Here is a 15,211-nt window from a genome sequence, read left to right as displayed (position 1 = left end):
CGCCACGTAACCTGGCGGGCGTGACCAACCCCGAGCGCGACCCCGACGTCGTCACCTGCGAGAGCCGCACGGACACCGGGGGCGCGGCCGACGGCGTCGAGATCATGACGCCGCGCGAGGTGCCCCTCGGGGGCCTGCGCGCGATGACCGTGCGCCGCACCCTGCCCCAGCGCCAGCGCTCGCTGATCGGCGCGTGGTGCTTCGTGGACCACTACGGCCCCGACGCCGTCGCCGAGACCGGCGGCATGAGCGTGGCGCCGCACCCGCACACCGGCCTGCAGACGGTCAGCTGGCTGTTCACCGGCGAGATCGAGCACCGTGACTCCGCCGGCCACCACGCGATGGTGCGCCCCGGCGAGGTCAACCTGATGACGGCCGGGCGCGGCATCAGCCACTCGGAAGTCTCCACCCCCGCGACCACCACGCTGCACGGCGCCCAGCTGTGGGTGGCGCTGCCCGACGGCTCGCGCGCCGTCGACCCGGCCTTCGAGCACCACGCCCCGCCGCCGGTGAGCGGACCCGGCTGGGAGGCGCGGGTCTTCCTCGGCACGCTGCTCGGCCACACCTCGCCCGTGGCCACGCACACCCCGCTGCTCGGCGCCGAGGTGCTGCTCGAGGCAGGCACCGAGCTGGCGCTCGACGTGGACCCCGCCTTCGAGCACGGCGTGCTCGTCGACACCGGCGAGGTGCAGGTCGACGGCACCGACGGCGTCGCCGCCGCTGCGCACGACCTGGCCTACGCGGCACCGGGGCGCTCGGTGCTCACGCTCGCCGCGGGTGCCGAGCCGGCGCGCGTGCTGGTGCTGGGCGGGCCGCCGTTCGGCGAGTCGATCGTCATGTGGTGGAACTTCGTCGGCCGCAGCCACGAGGAGGTCGTGCGGTTCCGCGAGCAGTGGCAGGAGCAGGTCGACGGCGAGACGCTGCGCGAGGGCTGGTTCGGCCGACCGGTCGACGAGCCGCTGCCCCCCATCCCCGCGCCCGCGCTGCCGAACGCGAGGCTCAAGGAGCGACGGTGACCGGCGCCGTCGTCGGCGAGGACGGGGTGGCCCGCTGCCCCTGGGCCGCCGCCCCCGGCGTCATGCGCGCCTACCACGACGACGAGTGGGGGCGGCGCGTGCACGGCGAGAGCGCCTACCTCGAGCGGCTGACGCTCGAGGCGTTCCAGTCCGGGCTCTCGTGGGCCACGATCCTGCACAAGCGCCCGGCCTTCCGGGAGGTCTTCGCCGGGTTCGACGCCGAGGTGGTGGCCGGGTTCGACGACGCCGACCGCGCGCGGCTGATGGGCGACGCGCGGATCGTGCGCAACCGCGCCAAGATCGAGGCCGCCGTCACCAACGCCCGGGCGACCCTGGCCCTGCGCGAGCACGGCGGGCTCGAGCAGCTCGTGGTGGGCTTCGCCCCCGAGCGCTCCCCGGCCCCCGCGACCACCGACGAGGTGCCCACCACCTCGCCCGAGTCCCTCGCGCTCTCGAAGGAGCTCAAGCGCCGCGGCTTCGCCTTCGTCGGCCCCACCACCATGCACGCCCTGCTCGAGGCGATCGGCCTGCTCGACCCGCACCTGCGCGGCTGCCACCGCCGCGCCGCCTGACCGCCGACCCGTCGCGTGCACGCGACTCGGCCACGCACGGCGGGGGAGTCCAGTACGTTCTGCGGTCATGACATCGGCCGATGCCCCCACCCGCGTCCACGCCTTCTCCGACGACGCCCTCGGCACGCTCGACGCCGTCGGCCTGGTGGAGGCGCTGCACGCCGGGCGCGTCTCGGTGCCGGAGGTCGTCGAGGCGGCGATCGCGCGCACCGAGGCCGTCGACCCGTCGCTCGGGGCGCTGGCCCACCGCTCCTTCGACCGGGCCCGGGTCGAGGCGCGCGACCCGAGGGGCGGCTACTTCGCCGGCGTGCCGACCGTCGTCAAGGACAACGTCGACGTCGCCGGGATGCCCACCTGCCAGGGCGCGGACGCCTGGGTCGGTCGCCCCGCGCGCGCCGACGGCGACTGGGCCCGCATGTACCTGGCCACCGGGCTGGTGCCGCTGGGCAAGAGCCAGCTCTCCGAGTACGGGTTCAGCGCCTCGGCCGAGCACCCCCGGCTGGGGCCGGTGCGCAACCCGTGGCACACCGCGCACACCGCCGGCGCCAGCTCCTCGGGCTCGGCCGCGCTGGTCGCAGCCGGCGCCGTGCCGATCGCGCACGCCAACGACGGCGGTGGGTCGATCCGGATCCCCGCCTCGGTCAACGGACTGGTCGGGCTCAAGCCCACCCGCGACCGCCTCGCCCAGGACGCGATGAACCGCCAGATGCCGGTGCGCATCGTCAGCGACGGCGTCGTCACCCGCTCCGTGCGCGACACGGCCGCGTTCCTGCGCGAGGCCGAGAAGGTCTACCGCGCGCTGCACCTGCCGCCCGTCGGGGACATCACCCGGCCCGGGCACCAGCGGCTGCGCGTGGCGCTCAACACCTCCGGCCTGGACCGGGGCGCCGACCCCGAGGTCACCGCCCAGACGCTGGCGACGGCGCGGCTGCTCGAGGAGCTCGGGCACCACGTGGAGGAGGTGCCGGCGCCCGTGGACGAGGAGTTCGTGACCGACTTCCTCCTCTACTGGTCACTGCTGGCGCTGGCCCTGCTCAGTGGCGGGCGGCGCCAGCACGGCCGCACCTTCGACCGGTCGGCCCACGACAACCTGACGCTCGGCCTGGCCCGCCACGCCAAGCGCCACCTGCACCGCCTGCCCGGCGCGATCCTGCGGATGCGCCGCGCCCCCGCCCGCTCGGCAGAGTTCTTCCGCGACTACGACGTCTCGCTGACGCCGGTGCTGGCGCACGCCACCCCGCGCCTGGGTCACCTGGACCCGACCCAGGACTACGAGACCGTCATCGACCGGCTGATGGACTGGGTGGCCTTCACCCCGCTGCAGAACGTGACGGGCGACCCCGCGATCTCGCTGCCGCTGGCGCAGGCGGGCGGGCTGCCGCTGGGCATGATGCTGAGCGCCGGGGCCGGTCGCGAGGCGCTGCTGCTGGAGCTGGCCCTGGAGCTCGAGGAGGCCCGCCCGTTCGCCTCCCTGGCGGGGTGACGAGCGGGCCGCTGAGCGGGTTCCGCAGGCGGGCGGAGCCCGATTTCGGTTCCCCGACGCGGCTGTGTACAGTTCTGCGTCGTTGCCCCTTTAGCTCAGTCGGCAGAGCGTCTCCATGGTAAGGAGAAGGTCTACGGTTCGATTCCGTAAAGGGGCTCTGGGTGCGGTTCGCACCTCCGGCGGGGTAGCTCAGGTGGTTAGAGCACACGGCTCATAATCGTGGTGTCGCGGGTTCGAGTCCCGCCCCCGCTACCGGCACGACCGCCTCACCGAAATCTCCTGCAGCATCCGCAGCCGAGCACGAAGGATTACCGTGGCCAGCAAGAGCTCCGACGTTCGCCCCAAGATCACGCTCGCCTGCGTGGACTGCAAGGAGCGCAACTACATCACCAAGAAGAACCGCCGCAACGACCCCGACCGGCTCGAGCTGGCCAAGTTCTGCCCGCGTTGCCGCACCCACAAGGCGCACCGCGAGACCCGCTGACGCACCTCGACCCGAGCCCCCGCCCGCGCGCTGCGCGACGGGGGCTCTCGTCATGTCGGGACACGCCCTAGGCTCTCCCCATGCCTGTCGACCCCTCGCTGGTGGGCCGCTCGTTCCCACCCACCGCCCCGCACGAGGTCACTCCCGCCGGTCTCGCGCAGTTCGCCGCCGCCACCGGCGGCTCCTGGCAGGAGGGCGGTCCGGCGCCGGCCACCTACCCGATCGTGCTGGCCTTCGAGGCGATGAACGCCTTCCTGCAGGCCGAGCAGGTCGACCTGTTCCGGATCGTGCACGGTGAGCAGCGCTTCGCCTACGAGCGCCCGGTGGTGGTCGGCGACGTGCTGAGCGCCACCCTCACCGTCGCGACCCTGCGCCAGATCGGCGGCAACGACATCATCGGCACCACCAGCGAGGTGCACGACGCCGAGGGCGCGCTGGTGTGCACCGCCGGCGCCACGCTCGTGCACCGGGGGGCCGAGGCATGAGCGACGCCGAGCTCGAGCAGCGCACCTTCACCGTGGCCCGCGCCGACCTGGTGCGCTACGCCGCCGCGAGCGGCGACCAGAACCCGATCCACCAGGACGAGTCGGTGGCCACCTCGGTGGGGCTGCCGGGGGTGATCGCGCACGGGATGTACACGATGGCGCTGGCCGCGCGCGCCGTCGCGGACTGGTTCCCGGGCAGCGAGGTCGTCAGCCTGGGCTGCAAGTTCACCAACCCCGTGGTCGTGCCCGCCGAGGGCGGCGTCGAGATCGAGGTCGGCGGCGAGGTGAAGGGCACCGCGGAGGGCCTCACCACCGTCGCGCTGACCGTGACCTGCGAGGGCCAGAAGGTGCTCGGCATGCCCAAGGCCGTCCTGCGCGGCGCCGGTGCCTGAGCTGCTGGCCGGCCACACCACCCTGCGCCTGGGCGGCCCGGCGCAGGAGTGGGTCACCGCCGGGACCGAGGCCGAGCTGGTCGCGGCCGTGCGCGACGCCCCCGGCGAGGTGCTGGTGCTCGGTGGCGGCAGCAACCTGGTGGTGGCCGACGACGGCGTGCCCGGCCGGGTCGTGCAGGTGGCGACCCGAGGGGTGACGACCGACGCGCAGGACGACGCCGGGGACCCGAGCTGCGGCGGCGTGCTGGTGCGGGTCGCGGCCGGAGAGCCGTGGGACGACCTCGTGGCGCTCGCCGTCGAGCGCGGCTGGGTGGGCATCGAGGCGCTGGCCGGCATCCCCGGGCTCGTGGGGGCCACGCCGATCCAGAACGTGGGCGCCTACGGCCAGGAGGTGGCCCAGACGATCGCCGCGGTGCGCACGTGGGACCGGCACGAGGACCGCCAGCGCACCTTCGCGGCCGCCGACTGCGGCTTCGCCTACCGCCACTCGCGCTTCAAGGCCGAGCCGGGCCGCTTCGTCGTCCTCGAGGTGACCTTCCAGCTGCGCCAGGGCACCCTGGGCGCACCCGTGACCTACGCCGAGCTGGCCCGGACCCTGGGGGTCGAGGTGGGGGAGCGGGCCCCGCTGGCGCACGTGCGTGCGGCGGTGCTGGGTCTGCGCCGGGCCAAGGGCATGGTGCTCGACGCCACGGACCACGACACCTGGTCGGCCGGCTCGTTCTTCACCAACCCCGTGGTGCCGCACGAGCAGGTGCCCGACGGCGCACCCGCGTGGCCGGCCGGGGAGGGTCTCGCCAAGACCAGCGCGGCCTGGTTGATCGAGCACGCCGGCTTCGGCAAGGGCTACGGCGACGCCGCGGTCTCGCTCTCCACCAAGCACACGCTGGCCCTGACCCACCGCGGCGGCGCCAGCACCGAGCAGCTGCTGGCGCTGGCGCGCGAGGTGCGCGACGGCGTCGAGGCGCGCTTCGGCATCCGGCTGGTCAACGAACCGGTGCTGGTGGGCTGCCGGCTCTGAGACCGGCCGGCTCAGTCGCCGTACAGCGAGCCGGCCGAGAACACGAACAGCAGCAGGACCAGCATGACCAGCCCGAGCGCGGTCCCGATCGCGCCGGTGAGGATGCCGGTCGTGGCCTGGCTGCGGTTGGCGTAGCGGCCCGGCTCGGCGTCGATGGCGCGCAGCGCGCGGGCGCCGAGCGCGATCCCGAACGGCCCCGTGAGCGCGGCCGGCAGCGTGACGCAGCACAGCAGGGGTGAGACGGCCACCGCCACCAGGCTGATGATGCCCAGCGTCATCGAGGTGGCGGCGCCGCCGTGCTGCTGCTGGTAGCCCAGCAGGCCCGGGTGCGGCTGGTAGTACGCCCCGGGTGTGTACGCCCCCGGCGGCGGCGGTGGCTGCTGGTGGTGCCGGGGCGGGGGGAACGACGACGGGGGCAGCGCCGCGGACGGCCAGGGCCGGGGCCACGCAGCGTCGGCGTCGGGCCCGGCGGCGGGCTCCGCACGGGGCTCGGCGGGCGGCTCGTAGCTGGGCCAGTGCTGGTCGCCCTCCGGCTGGACCGGCTGGGTCTCGTCGGGGTCGCGCGGCTCGCTCACGACGCCATGCTGCCCCGACCGGGCAGGCTCACACCCCGTCGAGCGGCGGGTCGAGCGGCGGGTCGAGGTCCAGCCAGGCGTCGATGTCGGCCAGCACGGCCGCCCGCACGTCGGACGGTGCCCGCGAGGCGCGCACCGACATGCGTGCCAGCTCGGCCAGCTGCACGTCGTCGAGGTCGTGGGCGGCGCGCATGGTGGCGTATTGGGCGGTCAGCCGGGAGCCGAACAGCAGCGGGTCGTCGGCACCCAGCGCCACCGTGGCGCCTGCCTCGAGCAGCGTGGGCAGCGGCACAGAGCTGAGGTCGGAGTAGACGCCGAGCGCCACGTTGGAGACCGGGCAGACCTCCAGCGCCACGCCGCGCTCCACCAGCTGCTCCAGCAGCACCAAGTCCTCCGCCGAGCGCACGCCGTGGCCCAGCCGGTCGGCGTGCAGGGTGTCGAGGCAGGTGCGCACGTGGTCGGGGCCGCGCAGCTCGCCGCCGTGCGGCACCAGCGCCAACCCGGCCCGCTCGGCGATCGCGAAGGCCGGTGCGAAGTCCTCGGTCTCGCCGCGGCGCTCGTCGTTGGAGAGTCCGAAGCCCACCACGCCGCGACCGGTGTACTGCGCGGCCAGCCGGGCCAGGGTGCGCGCGTCGAGCGGGTGCCGGGTGCGGTTGGCGGCGATCACCAGCGCGATGCCGAGACCGGTCGACTCCGCAGCCTCGCGGACGGCGTCGAGCACCAGGTCGGTGAAGGCGGTGACGCCGCCGAAGCGCGCCGCGTAGCCGCTGGGGTCCACCTGGATCTCCAGCCAGCGGCCGCCGTCGGCGACGTCGTCCTGCGCCGCCTCGAGCACCAGCCGGCGCACGTCGGCCTCGGTGCGCAGCACCGACCGGGCGACGTCGTAGAGCCGCTGGAAGCGGAACCAGCCCTTCTCGTCGGCGGCGGAGAGGCGGGGTGGCCACTCCTCCACCAGCGAGTCCGGCAGCGCGATGCCGTCACGCTCGGCCAGCTCCAGCAGCGTGCTGTGCCGCATCGAGCCGGTGAAGTGCAGGTGCAGGTGGGCCTTGGGCAGCCGGCTCAGCTGCCGAGGGGCCTCCCGCTCGCCGCTCAGGCCCCGCTCGCCAGCGTCTCGGCGGCCGCGAGCAGCGCGCAGGTGGCGACGACCTCGGTGGCGCGGGTGACCTCCGCGGGCTCGGGGAAGGTCGGCGCCAGCCGGATGTTGCGGTCCTCGGGGTCCTGGCCGTAGGGGAACGCGGAGCCGGCGGGCGTCAGCGCGACCCCGGCCTGCTTGGCCAGCTCGATCACCCGGGCGGCGGTGCCGGGCAGCACGTCGAGGCTGATGAAGTAGCCGCCGGCGGGCTCGGTCCAGGAGGCCACCCCCAGGCCGGCGAGACGCTCGTCGAGCACCCGCAGCACCTCGGCGAACTTCGGCGCGATGATCTCGCGGTGGCGCGCCATGTGCTCGCGGACCCCGGCGGGGGAGCCGAAGAACTGGGCGTGGCGCAGCTGGTTGAGCTTGTCGGGGCCGATCGACCCCTTGCCCAGGTGCCCCAGGTACCAGCGCACGACCTCCTCGGAGCCGGCCAGGAACGCGACGCCGGCACCGGCGAGGGTGATCTTGGAGGTGGAGGCGAACATGACCGGCCGGTGCGGGTTGCCGGCCTCGGCCGCCAGGGTGAGGATGTCGGCGCTGGCGGCCTCCTCCTCGGTGAGGTGGTGGAAGGCGTAGGCGTTGTCCCACAGGATGGTGAAGTCCGGTGCGGCCGCCGGCATCGAGGCGAGTCGACGCGCCACGTCGTCGCCCACGATGGAGCCCGTCGGGTTGGCGTAGGTGGGCACGACCCACATGCCCTTGATGCTGGGATCCTCGGCCACCAGTGCGGCGCACGCCTCGGCGTCGGGGCCGAACTCGTCGCTGGGCACCGGCACCATCTCGATGCCGAGCCACTCCAGCAGGGTGAAGTGCCGGTCGTAGCCGGGCACGGGGCACAGGAAGCGCACCCGCTCCTCCTGGCTCCAGGGCCGCTCGGAGGTGACGCCGCCCTTGAGCCAGAGGTCCACGAGCACCTCGCGCATCATCACCAGGCTCGAGCTGCCGCCGGCCACCACTTGGCCGGGCTCGACCCAGAGCAGCTCGGCGAACATCTCGCGCAGCTCCGCGATGCCCTCCAGCCCGCCGTAGTTGCGCACGTCGACGCCGTCGCGGGAGCGGAACCCGTCGGGCAGCGAGAGCAGCCGCTCGGCCAGGTCGAGCTGGGCCGCGGCCGGCTTGCCGCGGGTCAGGTCGAGCGTGAGTCCGGCGGCCACCAGCGCCTGGTGGGCGGCCTGCTGCTCGGCCAGGAACGCGGTCAGCTCCTCGGGGGAGCGTGCGGTCAGAGGGACGGCGGTCGAGGTGCTCACGGGGCCCATCGTTCCACGCGGCCGCACGGTCCGCGTCGCCCGGCGTCCCCCCACGTCGGCCCGCGCCGGCCCGCCCCCGGCGCCTCCGGGTTCGACTCGCCCCCGCGCGGCGCGTAGACTCCCACGCGGTGTCTCTCCCAGATGCTTCGCCATGCCCTCACAAGGGCCAGGCGACGCGGGCCCGGGACGCCGGAGGGCACTAGCTCAACTGGCAGAGCATCGGTCTCCAAAACCGAAGGTTGGGGGTTCAAGTCCCTCGTGCCCTGCACGACGAGGTACCGCGGCACCGGGTACCGACCAGATCCAGCACCAGATCCACCACGAGATCCAGCACCGGATCCCACATCGAGGAGAGGTTGACGGCTGTGGCCGACAGCAAGGCGGTCCGTGGCCCCCGCGACGAGACCGAGGGCCCCAAGCGCACCGGCGCCGTGACGTTCTACCGCCAGGTCGTCGCCGAGCTGCGCAAGGTCGTCTGGCCCACGCAGGAGCAGCTGATCACCTACTTCATCGTGGTGATGGTCTTCGTGCTGGTGATGATGGCCCTGATCTCGCTGCTCGACCTCGGCTTCGGCCGCCTGGCCTTCGAGATCTTCACCGACGGCGGCTGAGCCCGCCCCGCCCCGCCCGCGATCGGGCGGCGGCACGCCGCGCACCAGGCGCGGCACCCCCAGACCAAGCATTGTCGAAGCGATGGAGCACCACGTGTCGGAGCAGTACGACGAGAACCTCCCCGAGCCCGGGCCGGAGGACCTCGACGCGCTCGAGGTCGAGACCGACCCCGAGCTCGCGGCGGACCTGGACGCCGACCTCGACGGCGGTGACCCGGTCGACGCCCTCGAGGCGGACGACGCCGACGACGCCCCGCTCGACCCCGTGCCCGCCGACGACGTCGTCGACGAGGAGCTGGTGGAGGCCACCGAGGAGACTGCCGAGGGCGCGATGCTCGACGCCGTCGAGGCCGACGACGACCCGGTCGACGCCCTGGAGACCGAGGAGTCGGTCGACGAGGCCGTCGCCGCCGTCGAGGAGGTCGTCGACGAGGACGCCGAGGAGCGCCTGGACGCCGAGCTCGAGGCCACCGAGCAGCTCGAGGAGGGAGTCGCTGCGGCCGAGGAGGCCGCCGACGAGGACCCGCTCGAGGCGTTCCGTCGCGAGTTGTGGGCCAAGCCGGGCGACTGGTTCGTGGTGCACACCTACTCCGGCATGGAGAACCGGGTGAAGTCCAACCTGGAGAACCGGATCATCTCCTTGAACATGGAGGACTACATCCACGAGATCCAGGTCCCCATCGAGGACGTCGTGGAGATCAAGAACGGCCAGCGGCGCACCCGCAAGAAGCCCTCGCTGCCCGGGTACGTGCTGGTCCGCATGGACCTCACCGACGAGTCGTGGTCGGCCGTGCGCCACACCCCCTCGGTCACCGGCTTCGTCGGCCACCTGCACCAGCCGGTGCCGCTGAGCATGGACGAGGTCGAGAAGATGCTCGCGCCCTCCATGGTCGCCCCTGCCGCCGAGACCGAGTCCGGCGCCGCGCCGTCCGCGGGCGGCGCGACGAGCACCACGAGCCAGGGCAGCACCATCGAGGTCGCCGACTTCGAGGTCTCCGACTCCGTGATGGTCGTCGACGGCCCGTTCGCCACCCTCCACGCCACGATCACCGAGATCAACGCCGAGGCCCAGCGGGTCAAGGCCCTGGTCGAGATCTTCGGTCGCGAGACCCCCGTGGAGCTCAGCTTCAGCCAGATCCAGCGGGTCTGAGCCCGCGGGGTGGTGCGGGCCGGGATTTCCCCTGGACCGCCCGCACCGCCCAGAATGACCCGGTCGCCCGCGCCGCGGACCACCGGCGCACGGCCAGCTCGACCCATGACGGGCAGAGCGAGAACAGGTGGCAGAGGGCCGCATCGGCCCTCGTCATGACCACGCGAGAGAAAGAGAACAGCGAATGCCTCCCAAGAAGAAGGTCGCTGCCCTGGTCAAGGTGCAGCTGCAGGCCGGTGCGGCCACCCCGGCGCCTCCGGTCGGTACGGCGCTCGGCCCGCACGGCGTCAACATCATGGACTTCTGCAAGGCCTACAACGCCCAGACCGAGTCCATGCGCGGCAACGTCATCCCCGTCGAGATCACCATCTACGAGGACCGTTCCTTCACCTTCATCACCAAGACGCCGCCCGCGGCCGAGCTGATCAAGAAGGCCGCCGGCCTCAAGAAGGGCTCCGGCGTTCCGCACAAGGAGAAGGTCGGCACCCTCACCAAGGACCAGATCCGCGAGATCGCCGAGACCAAGCTCCCCGACCTCAACGCCAACGACGTCGAGGCCGCCATGAAGATCGTCGAGGGCACCGCCCGCTCCATGGGCGTCACCACCCCCTGACCGATCCGACTGACTGACCCACCCCCAGTGGCAGGGCCGCGCTGGCCCACGTAGACCACGCCTGGAAGAAGAGAGAACCAGACATGCAGCGCAGCAAGACCTACCGCGCCGCCGCCGAGGCGTTCGACAAGAACGAGCTGTACGCCCCGCTGGCCGCGATCAAGATCGCCAAGACCGGCAGCAAGAAGAAGTTCGACGAGACCGTCGACGTCGTCATGCGCCTCGGCGTGGACCCCCGCAAGGCCGACCAGATGGTGCGCGGCACCGTCAACCTGCCGCACGGCACCGGCAAGACCGCCCGCGTGCTGGTCTTCGCCAACGGTGACAAGGCCGAGGCCGCCCGCGAGGCCGGCGCCGACGTCGTCGGTGGCGACGAGCTGATCGAGAAGGTCAGCGGCGGTTGGCTGGACTTCGACGCCGTCGTCGCGACGCCCGACATGATGGGCAAGGTCGGTCGCCTGGGCCGCGTGCTCGGCCCCCGCGGCCTGATGCCGAACCCCAAGACCGGCACCGTCACCCCGGACCCGGCCAAGGCCGTGACCGACATCAAGGGCGGCAAGATCGAGTTCCGCGTCGACCGGCACGCCAACCTGCACTTCATCATCGGCAAGGCCTCCTTCGCCGAGGCGCAGCTGGCGGAGAACTACGCGGCCGCCCTCGAGGAGGTGCTGCGCCTCAAGCCGGCCAGCTCCAAGGGCCGCTACGTCAAGAAGGTCACCGTCTCCACGACCATGGGCCCCGGCGTCCAGGTCGACCCCAACCGCACCAAGAACGTGGCGGCCGAGGACGACGAGAGCTGAGCCTGCGCAGCTGACGCACCACCACCACGAGCCCCGGACGACACCGTCGTCCGGGGCTCGTGCCGTCTGCGGAGCCGCGGCCCGGTCGCCCACGAGCGGGTTCGACCAATCGGCTGCGCGTCGGTCCGGCGCGATGGTCAGATGACGGCGTCCGGACTAGTCAGGGGGCCGTCATGGGGTGGACGTCGATCAGCAGCGCGGGTCCGCGCGCGCGCAGGGCAGCGGGAGCCGTGGCCGTGGCCGCCTGCGTGCTGACCCTGGTGGCGGCGCCGTCCGCCGTCGCCGACCCGTCCGTGGCGGGTGGGACCACGACCGCCGCGGCCGCGGCAGCCAAGCCCGCGAAGCCGCAGCTGCGCGCCGCCCAGACCCGGGTCGAGGCGGGCTCGCAGGTGCGGATGGTGGCCACGGTGCGGCCGGCCACCAGCCGTCCGGTGCGCCTGGAACGCCGCGCCGGGGCCCGGTGGCGCACGGTCGGCCAGCGCAGCACCACCCGCAAGGGCCGTGCAGTGCTGCGCACGACCGTCCCGAAGGCGGCCGGTACCTACTCCTACCGGGCGGTGACGCCCCGGGTACGGCGCGCGGGCCGCGTGCTGCCCTTCGCCACCTCACGCGTCGTCCGCCTGCAGGCGCTGCCACGCACGGCTCGCGGCCCGCGGTGGCGGTCGGTCACCCAGGGTCGCGCGACCACCTGCGGCGTCCGCACCGACGGCTCGGGCTGGTGCTGGGGCGAGAACGGCCGCGGACAGGTCGGCGACGGCACCCGGACCGACCGCAGCCGGCCCTTCCGGCTCGACGGCGAGTGGCGCACGCTGGCCGTCGCACGCGACACGGTGTGCGGTCTGCGCACCGACGGCTCCATCTGGTGCTGGGGCGCCAACAACCGCGGCCAGGCCGGCGACGGCACCTACCAGGACCGCGACACCCCGAACCGGGTGGCGTTCACCTGGACGGCGCTGACCCAGTCCCTCGACGGCACGATCACCTGCGGGATCCAGACCGACCGCACCGCCTGGTGCTGGGGAGCGAACGACCGCGGCCAGGTGGCCGAGGGCAGTCGGTTGGACCGTCGCATCCCGCACGAGCTCTTCGAGCGCGGCGGTGCGCGGTGGCGCTCGGTGAGCCCGGGCCTCACCGGCTGCGGCATCCGGGCCGACGGCTCCGGCTGGTGCTGGGGAGCCAACGACCAGGGGCAGACCGGCACCGGCGGCACCGAGGACGTGCTGCTGCCGCGGCCGGTCACCGCGGGCCCCACCGAGTGGCGCGAGCTCGCGAGCGTCGACGGCTCCACCTGCGGTCTGGGCGCCGACGACTCCGCGTGGTGCTGGGGTCGCAACGAGCACGGCCAGGCCGCCGACGGGACCACGACCGCCCGCCTGGCACCTCGACGGCTGGAAGGCTCCTGGCGCAGCCTCGACGGCGCCGGGGCCTCGCGCTGCGGCGTGCGCACCGACGGGTCGGGCTGGTGCTGGGGCGACAACCGCCGCGGTCAGGTGGGCGACGGTCGCACGGCCGACCGCACCACCCTCCATCGGCTGTCCGGCACCTGGCGCTCGCTGCAGGTCGGCCGCTCGGCGGCCAACGTGTGCGGGGTGCGCACCGACGCGTCCGGCTGGTGCTGGGGCGCCAACGCCTCGGGTCAGCTGGGCGACGGCACCCGCGCGCTGCGCCGCACCCCGGTGCGCCTGCCCGGACGCTGGATCGAGCTGCGCCTGGAGGACACCACCGCCTGCGGTCGCCAGAGCGGCGCGGTCGGCTGGTGCTGGGGCGAGGGCTCCCAGGGCCAGGTGGGCGACGGGGCGGGCCGTGACCGGCTGCGGCCGGTGCGACTGCCCTACCGCTGGCGCTCGCTGGTCTCGCTCAGCGGCTCCACCTGCGGGCTGACCTCCACCGGCCAGGCGGCCTGCTGGGGCGCCAACGGGTCGGGTCAGTCCGGCGCCGGCACCACCACCGACCGCACCACCCCCGCCGTCCTGCGCTGACCCCTGGCCGCGGAGCGGTCGGTCCCTCGGCGTCGTGAGGAGCACGGCTGCGCCCGTCAGGAGCGCCGCGGCGAGGTCGGGTCGCCGTCGAGTTGGCGTCGGGGGTCGGGGCCACGTAGCGTGTGCCCCTGAAACCAGAGACCGCCGGTTGGCGTGCCACACCCGTGACACGTCCGAAGGGTCCGCCAGTGGCGGACGGCCTGCGCAGGTGAAGAGCGAGAGTCCGGCGCGAGCCAGGCTCGCACACCACGCCCTGAGCCTGTGCTCAGGGCGTTCGTCGTCTGCGGCGCCGGGTGGTGGTCTCACCGAGAAGTCATCCGGAAGGAGACCCATGGCGCGGGCTGAAAGGCAGGCTGCCGTCGCGGAGATCGTTGAGTCCTTCAACGCCTCTGCCGGTGCCGTCCTCACCGAGTACCGCGGTCTCACCGTCAAGGAGCTGCAGGACCTGCGCCGCTCCCTGGGTGAGAACGCCAACTACGCCGTGGTCAAGAACACGCTGGCCAAGCTCGCCGCACGGGAGGTGGGCATCGACGGATTCGACGACCTGCTCACCGGTCCCACGGCGATCGCCTTCATCTCGGGCGACGTCGTCGAGGCGGCGAAGGGCCTGCGTGACTTTGCCAAGGCCAACCCCACCCTGGTCATCAAGGGTGGCATCTACGACGGCCAGAACCTCGACGCCTCCGAGATCGCCAAGCTGGCCGATCTCGAGTCGCGCGAGGTGCTGCTCGGCAAGCTGGCGGGCGCGATGCTCGCCTCGCTCAGCCAGGCCGTCTACCTCCTCAACGCGCCGCTGGCCCAGGCCGCCCGTCTCGCGGGTGCGCTGCAGGCCAAGGCCGAGGAGGACCCCTCGATCCTCGCAGGTGGGGCCGGCGAGCCGGCCGCCGCCGAGGAGGCTCCGGCCGAGGAGCCGGCCGCCGAGGAGGCTCCCGCCGAGGAGTCCACCGAGGCTGCCGCCGACGAGGCCGCAACCACCGAGGCCTGAGCGCAGGCCACGACCACCACCACCTGTAACCCGGCCTGCCGCCGACCGGCGACGGGCCACCGACTGGAAGGAACCGCCACCATGGCGAAGCTCAGCACCGACGAGCTGCTCGACGCGTTCAAGGAGATGACGCTGATCGAGCTGTCCGAGTTCGTGAAGCAGTTCGAGGAGACCTTCGGCGTCACCGCCGCCGCGCCGGTCGCCGTCGCGGCCGCCCCGGGCGCCCCCGCTGCCGGCGGTGGCGAGGAGGCCGCGGCCCAGGACGAGTTCGACGTCGTCCTCGAGGCCGCCGGTGACAAGAAGATCAACGTCATCAAGGAGGTGCGCGCCCTGACCTCCCTCGGCCTGAAGGAGGCCAAGGACCTCGTCGAGTCGGCCCCCAAGGCCATCCTCGAGAAGGTCGACAAGGACGCCGCCGAGAAGGCCAAGGCCGCCCTCGAGGGCGCCGGCGCCACCGTCACCCTCAAGTGACCCCCCGGTGAGCGGCGCCACGGCGCCGCTCACCACCTCGCGCACCCGTGCGCGAGCGCACGACGTCAGGGCGGCCATCCCCATCGGGGGTGGCCGCCCTTCGTCGTGCCCGCACCACCGCCGCCCTGGTCCTCGCCCGGTCCACATCGGGTCCTCATCGGGTCCTCGTCGGGTCTTCGCAGGTCAGGAGGGGTG

The 15,211-nt window shown here is 73.5% G+C and carries 17 protein-coding genes and 3 tRNA genes; 17 read left to right on the top strand and 3 right to left on the bottom strand.

Annotated features, from left to right (window positions below):
- Positions 1-20: 20 nt before the first annotated feature.
- The 9 genes from ABD948_RS10670 (at position 21) to ABD948_RS10630 (ending at position 5,450) form a co-directional block, all read left to right on the top strand.
- Positions 21-1,016: a pirin family protein gene (locus ABD948_RS10670; RefSeq protein ID WP_345265546.1), complete on the top strand. Its 996-nt coding sequence runs from the start codon at positions 21-23 to the stop codon at positions 1,014-1,016.
- Complete coding sequence (locus ABD948_RS10665; RefSeq protein WP_345265544.1) at positions 1,013-1,588, top strand: DNA-3-methyladenine glycosylase I; 576 nt, start codon at positions 1,013-1,015, stop codon at positions 1,586-1,588. The genes ABD948_RS10670 and ABD948_RS10665 overlap by 4 nt, the downstream gene beginning before the upstream one ends.
- A gap of 67 nt (positions 1,589-1,655) precedes the next feature.
- Positions 1,656-3,071, top strand: coding sequence for an amidase (locus ABD948_RS10660; RefSeq protein WP_345265542.1), 1,416 nt, complete (start codon positions 1,656-1,658; stop codon positions 3,069-3,071).
- 84 nt (positions 3,072-3,155) lie between these two features.
- Positions 3,156-3,228, top strand: a tRNA-Thr gene (locus ABD948_RS10655).
- A 21-nt stretch (positions 3,229-3,249) separates the two neighbouring features.
- A tRNA-Met gene (locus ABD948_RS10650) sits at positions 3,250-3,323 on the top strand.
- Between the two features lie 61 nt (positions 3,324-3,384).
- Positions 3,385-3,555 (top strand): 50S ribosomal protein L33, encoded by a 171-nt coding sequence (gene rpmG / locus ABD948_RS10645; protein ID WP_170259177.1) that lies wholly within the window; start codon positions 3,385-3,387, stop codon positions 3,553-3,555.
- An 80-nt stretch (positions 3,556-3,635) separates the two neighbouring features.
- Complete coding sequence (locus ABD948_RS10640; protein ID WP_345265536.1) at positions 3,636-4,040, top strand: FAS1-like dehydratase domain-containing protein; 405 nt, start codon at positions 3,636-3,638, stop codon at positions 4,038-4,040.
- Positions 4,037-4,432 (top strand): MaoC/PaaZ C-terminal domain-containing protein, encoded by a 396-nt coding sequence (locus ABD948_RS10635; RefSeq protein WP_345265534.1) that lies wholly within the window; start codon positions 4,037-4,039, stop codon positions 4,430-4,432. The genes ABD948_RS10640 and ABD948_RS10635 overlap by 4 nt, the downstream gene beginning before the upstream one ends.
- Positions 4,425-5,450 carry a UDP-N-acetylmuramate dehydrogenase gene (locus ABD948_RS10630; RefSeq protein WP_345265532.1) on the top strand — a complete coding sequence of 342 codons (1,026 nt, stop codon included), beginning with the start codon at positions 4,425-4,427 and terminating at the stop codon, positions 5,448-5,450. The genes ABD948_RS10635 and ABD948_RS10630 overlap by 8 nt, the downstream gene beginning before the upstream one ends.
- A gap of 11 nt (positions 5,451-5,461) precedes the next feature.
- On the opposite strand, the gene ABD948_RS10625 is transcribed toward ABD948_RS10630, so the two are convergent.
- Genes ABD948_RS10625 through ABD948_RS10615 form a run of 3 tightly spaced genes read right to left on the bottom strand, consistent with a single transcriptional unit; the run spans position 5,462 to position 8,407 of the window.
- Positions 5,462-6,025 (bottom strand): DUF4190 domain-containing protein, encoded by a 564-nt coding sequence (locus ABD948_RS10625; protein ID WP_345265530.1) that lies wholly within the window; start codon positions 6,023-6,025, stop codon positions 5,462-5,464.
- A 28-nt stretch (positions 6,026-6,053) separates the two neighbouring features.
- Positions 6,054-7,118, bottom strand: coding sequence for an adenosine deaminase (locus ABD948_RS10620; RefSeq protein ID WP_345266774.1), 1,065 nt, complete (start codon positions 7,116-7,118; stop codon positions 6,054-6,056).
- The gene (locus tag ABD948_RS10615) at positions 7,115-8,407 is read right to left on the bottom strand and encodes an aspartate aminotransferase type Ic (protein WP_345265528.1); all 1,293 of its coding nucleotides are present in this window, start codon (positions 8,405-8,407) and stop codon (positions 7,115-7,117) included. The genes ABD948_RS10620 and ABD948_RS10615 overlap by 4 nt, the downstream gene beginning before the upstream one ends.
- Before the next feature lie 193 nt (positions 8,408-8,600).
- On the opposite strand from ABD948_RS10615, the gene ABD948_RS10610 reads away from it, so the two are divergent.
- The 8 genes from ABD948_RS10610 (at position 8,601) to rplL (ending at position 15,016) form a co-directional block, all read left to right on the top strand.
- A tRNA-Trp gene (locus ABD948_RS10610) sits at positions 8,601-8,673 on the top strand.
- 99 nt (positions 8,674-8,772) lie between these two features.
- The gene (gene secE, locus ABD948_RS10605; RefSeq protein WP_345265526.1) at positions 8,773-9,018 is read left to right on the top strand and encodes a preprotein translocase subunit SecE; all 246 of its coding nucleotides are present in this window, start codon (positions 8,773-8,775) and stop codon (positions 9,016-9,018) included.
- Positions 9,019-9,100: 82 nt separating this feature from the next.
- On the top strand, positions 9,101-10,168 hold the full coding sequence (gene nusG / locus ABD948_RS10600) for a transcription termination/antitermination protein NusG (RefSeq protein ID WP_345265524.1): 1,068 nt from the start codon (positions 9,101-9,103) through the stop codon (positions 10,166-10,168).
- A gap of 184 nt (positions 10,169-10,352) precedes the next feature.
- Positions 10,353-10,781 (top strand): 50S ribosomal protein L11, encoded by a 429-nt coding sequence (gene rplK / locus ABD948_RS10595; protein WP_345265522.1) that lies wholly within the window; start codon positions 10,353-10,355, stop codon positions 10,779-10,781.
- 83 nt (positions 10,782-10,864) lie between these two features.
- Complete coding sequence (gene rplA / locus ABD948_RS10590; RefSeq protein WP_345265520.1) at positions 10,865-11,581, top strand: 50S ribosomal protein L1; 717 nt, start codon at positions 10,865-10,867, stop codon at positions 11,579-11,581.
- Positions 11,582-11,754: 173 nt separating this feature from the next.
- Positions 11,755-13,560, top strand: coding sequence for an RCC1 domain-containing protein (locus tag ABD948_RS10585; RefSeq protein ID WP_345265518.1), 1,806 nt, complete (start codon positions 11,755-11,757; stop codon positions 13,558-13,560).
- Between the two features lie 331 nt (positions 13,561-13,891).
- Positions 13,892-14,545 carry a 50S ribosomal protein L10 gene (rplJ, locus tag ABD948_RS10580; RefSeq protein ID WP_345265516.1) on the top strand — a complete coding sequence of 218 codons (654 nt, stop codon included), beginning with the start codon at positions 13,892-13,894 and terminating at the stop codon, positions 14,543-14,545.
- Between the two features lie 81 nt (positions 14,546-14,626).
- Positions 14,627-15,016: a 50S ribosomal protein L7/L12 gene (rplL, locus tag ABD948_RS10575; RefSeq protein ID WP_345265514.1), complete on the top strand. Its 390-nt coding sequence runs from the start codon at positions 14,627-14,629 to the stop codon at positions 15,014-15,016.
- Positions 15,017-15,211 lie beyond the last annotated feature (195 nt).

The organism is Nocardioides nanhaiensis (genome assembly GCF_039542785.1).
Lineage (GTDB): Bacteria > Actinomycetota > Actinomycetes > Propionibacteriales > Nocardioidaceae > Nocardioides > Nocardioides nanhaiensis.
The sequence above is the reverse complement of the archived record's forward strand: the minus strand, read 5'-3'. Positions and strand labels throughout refer to the sequence as shown.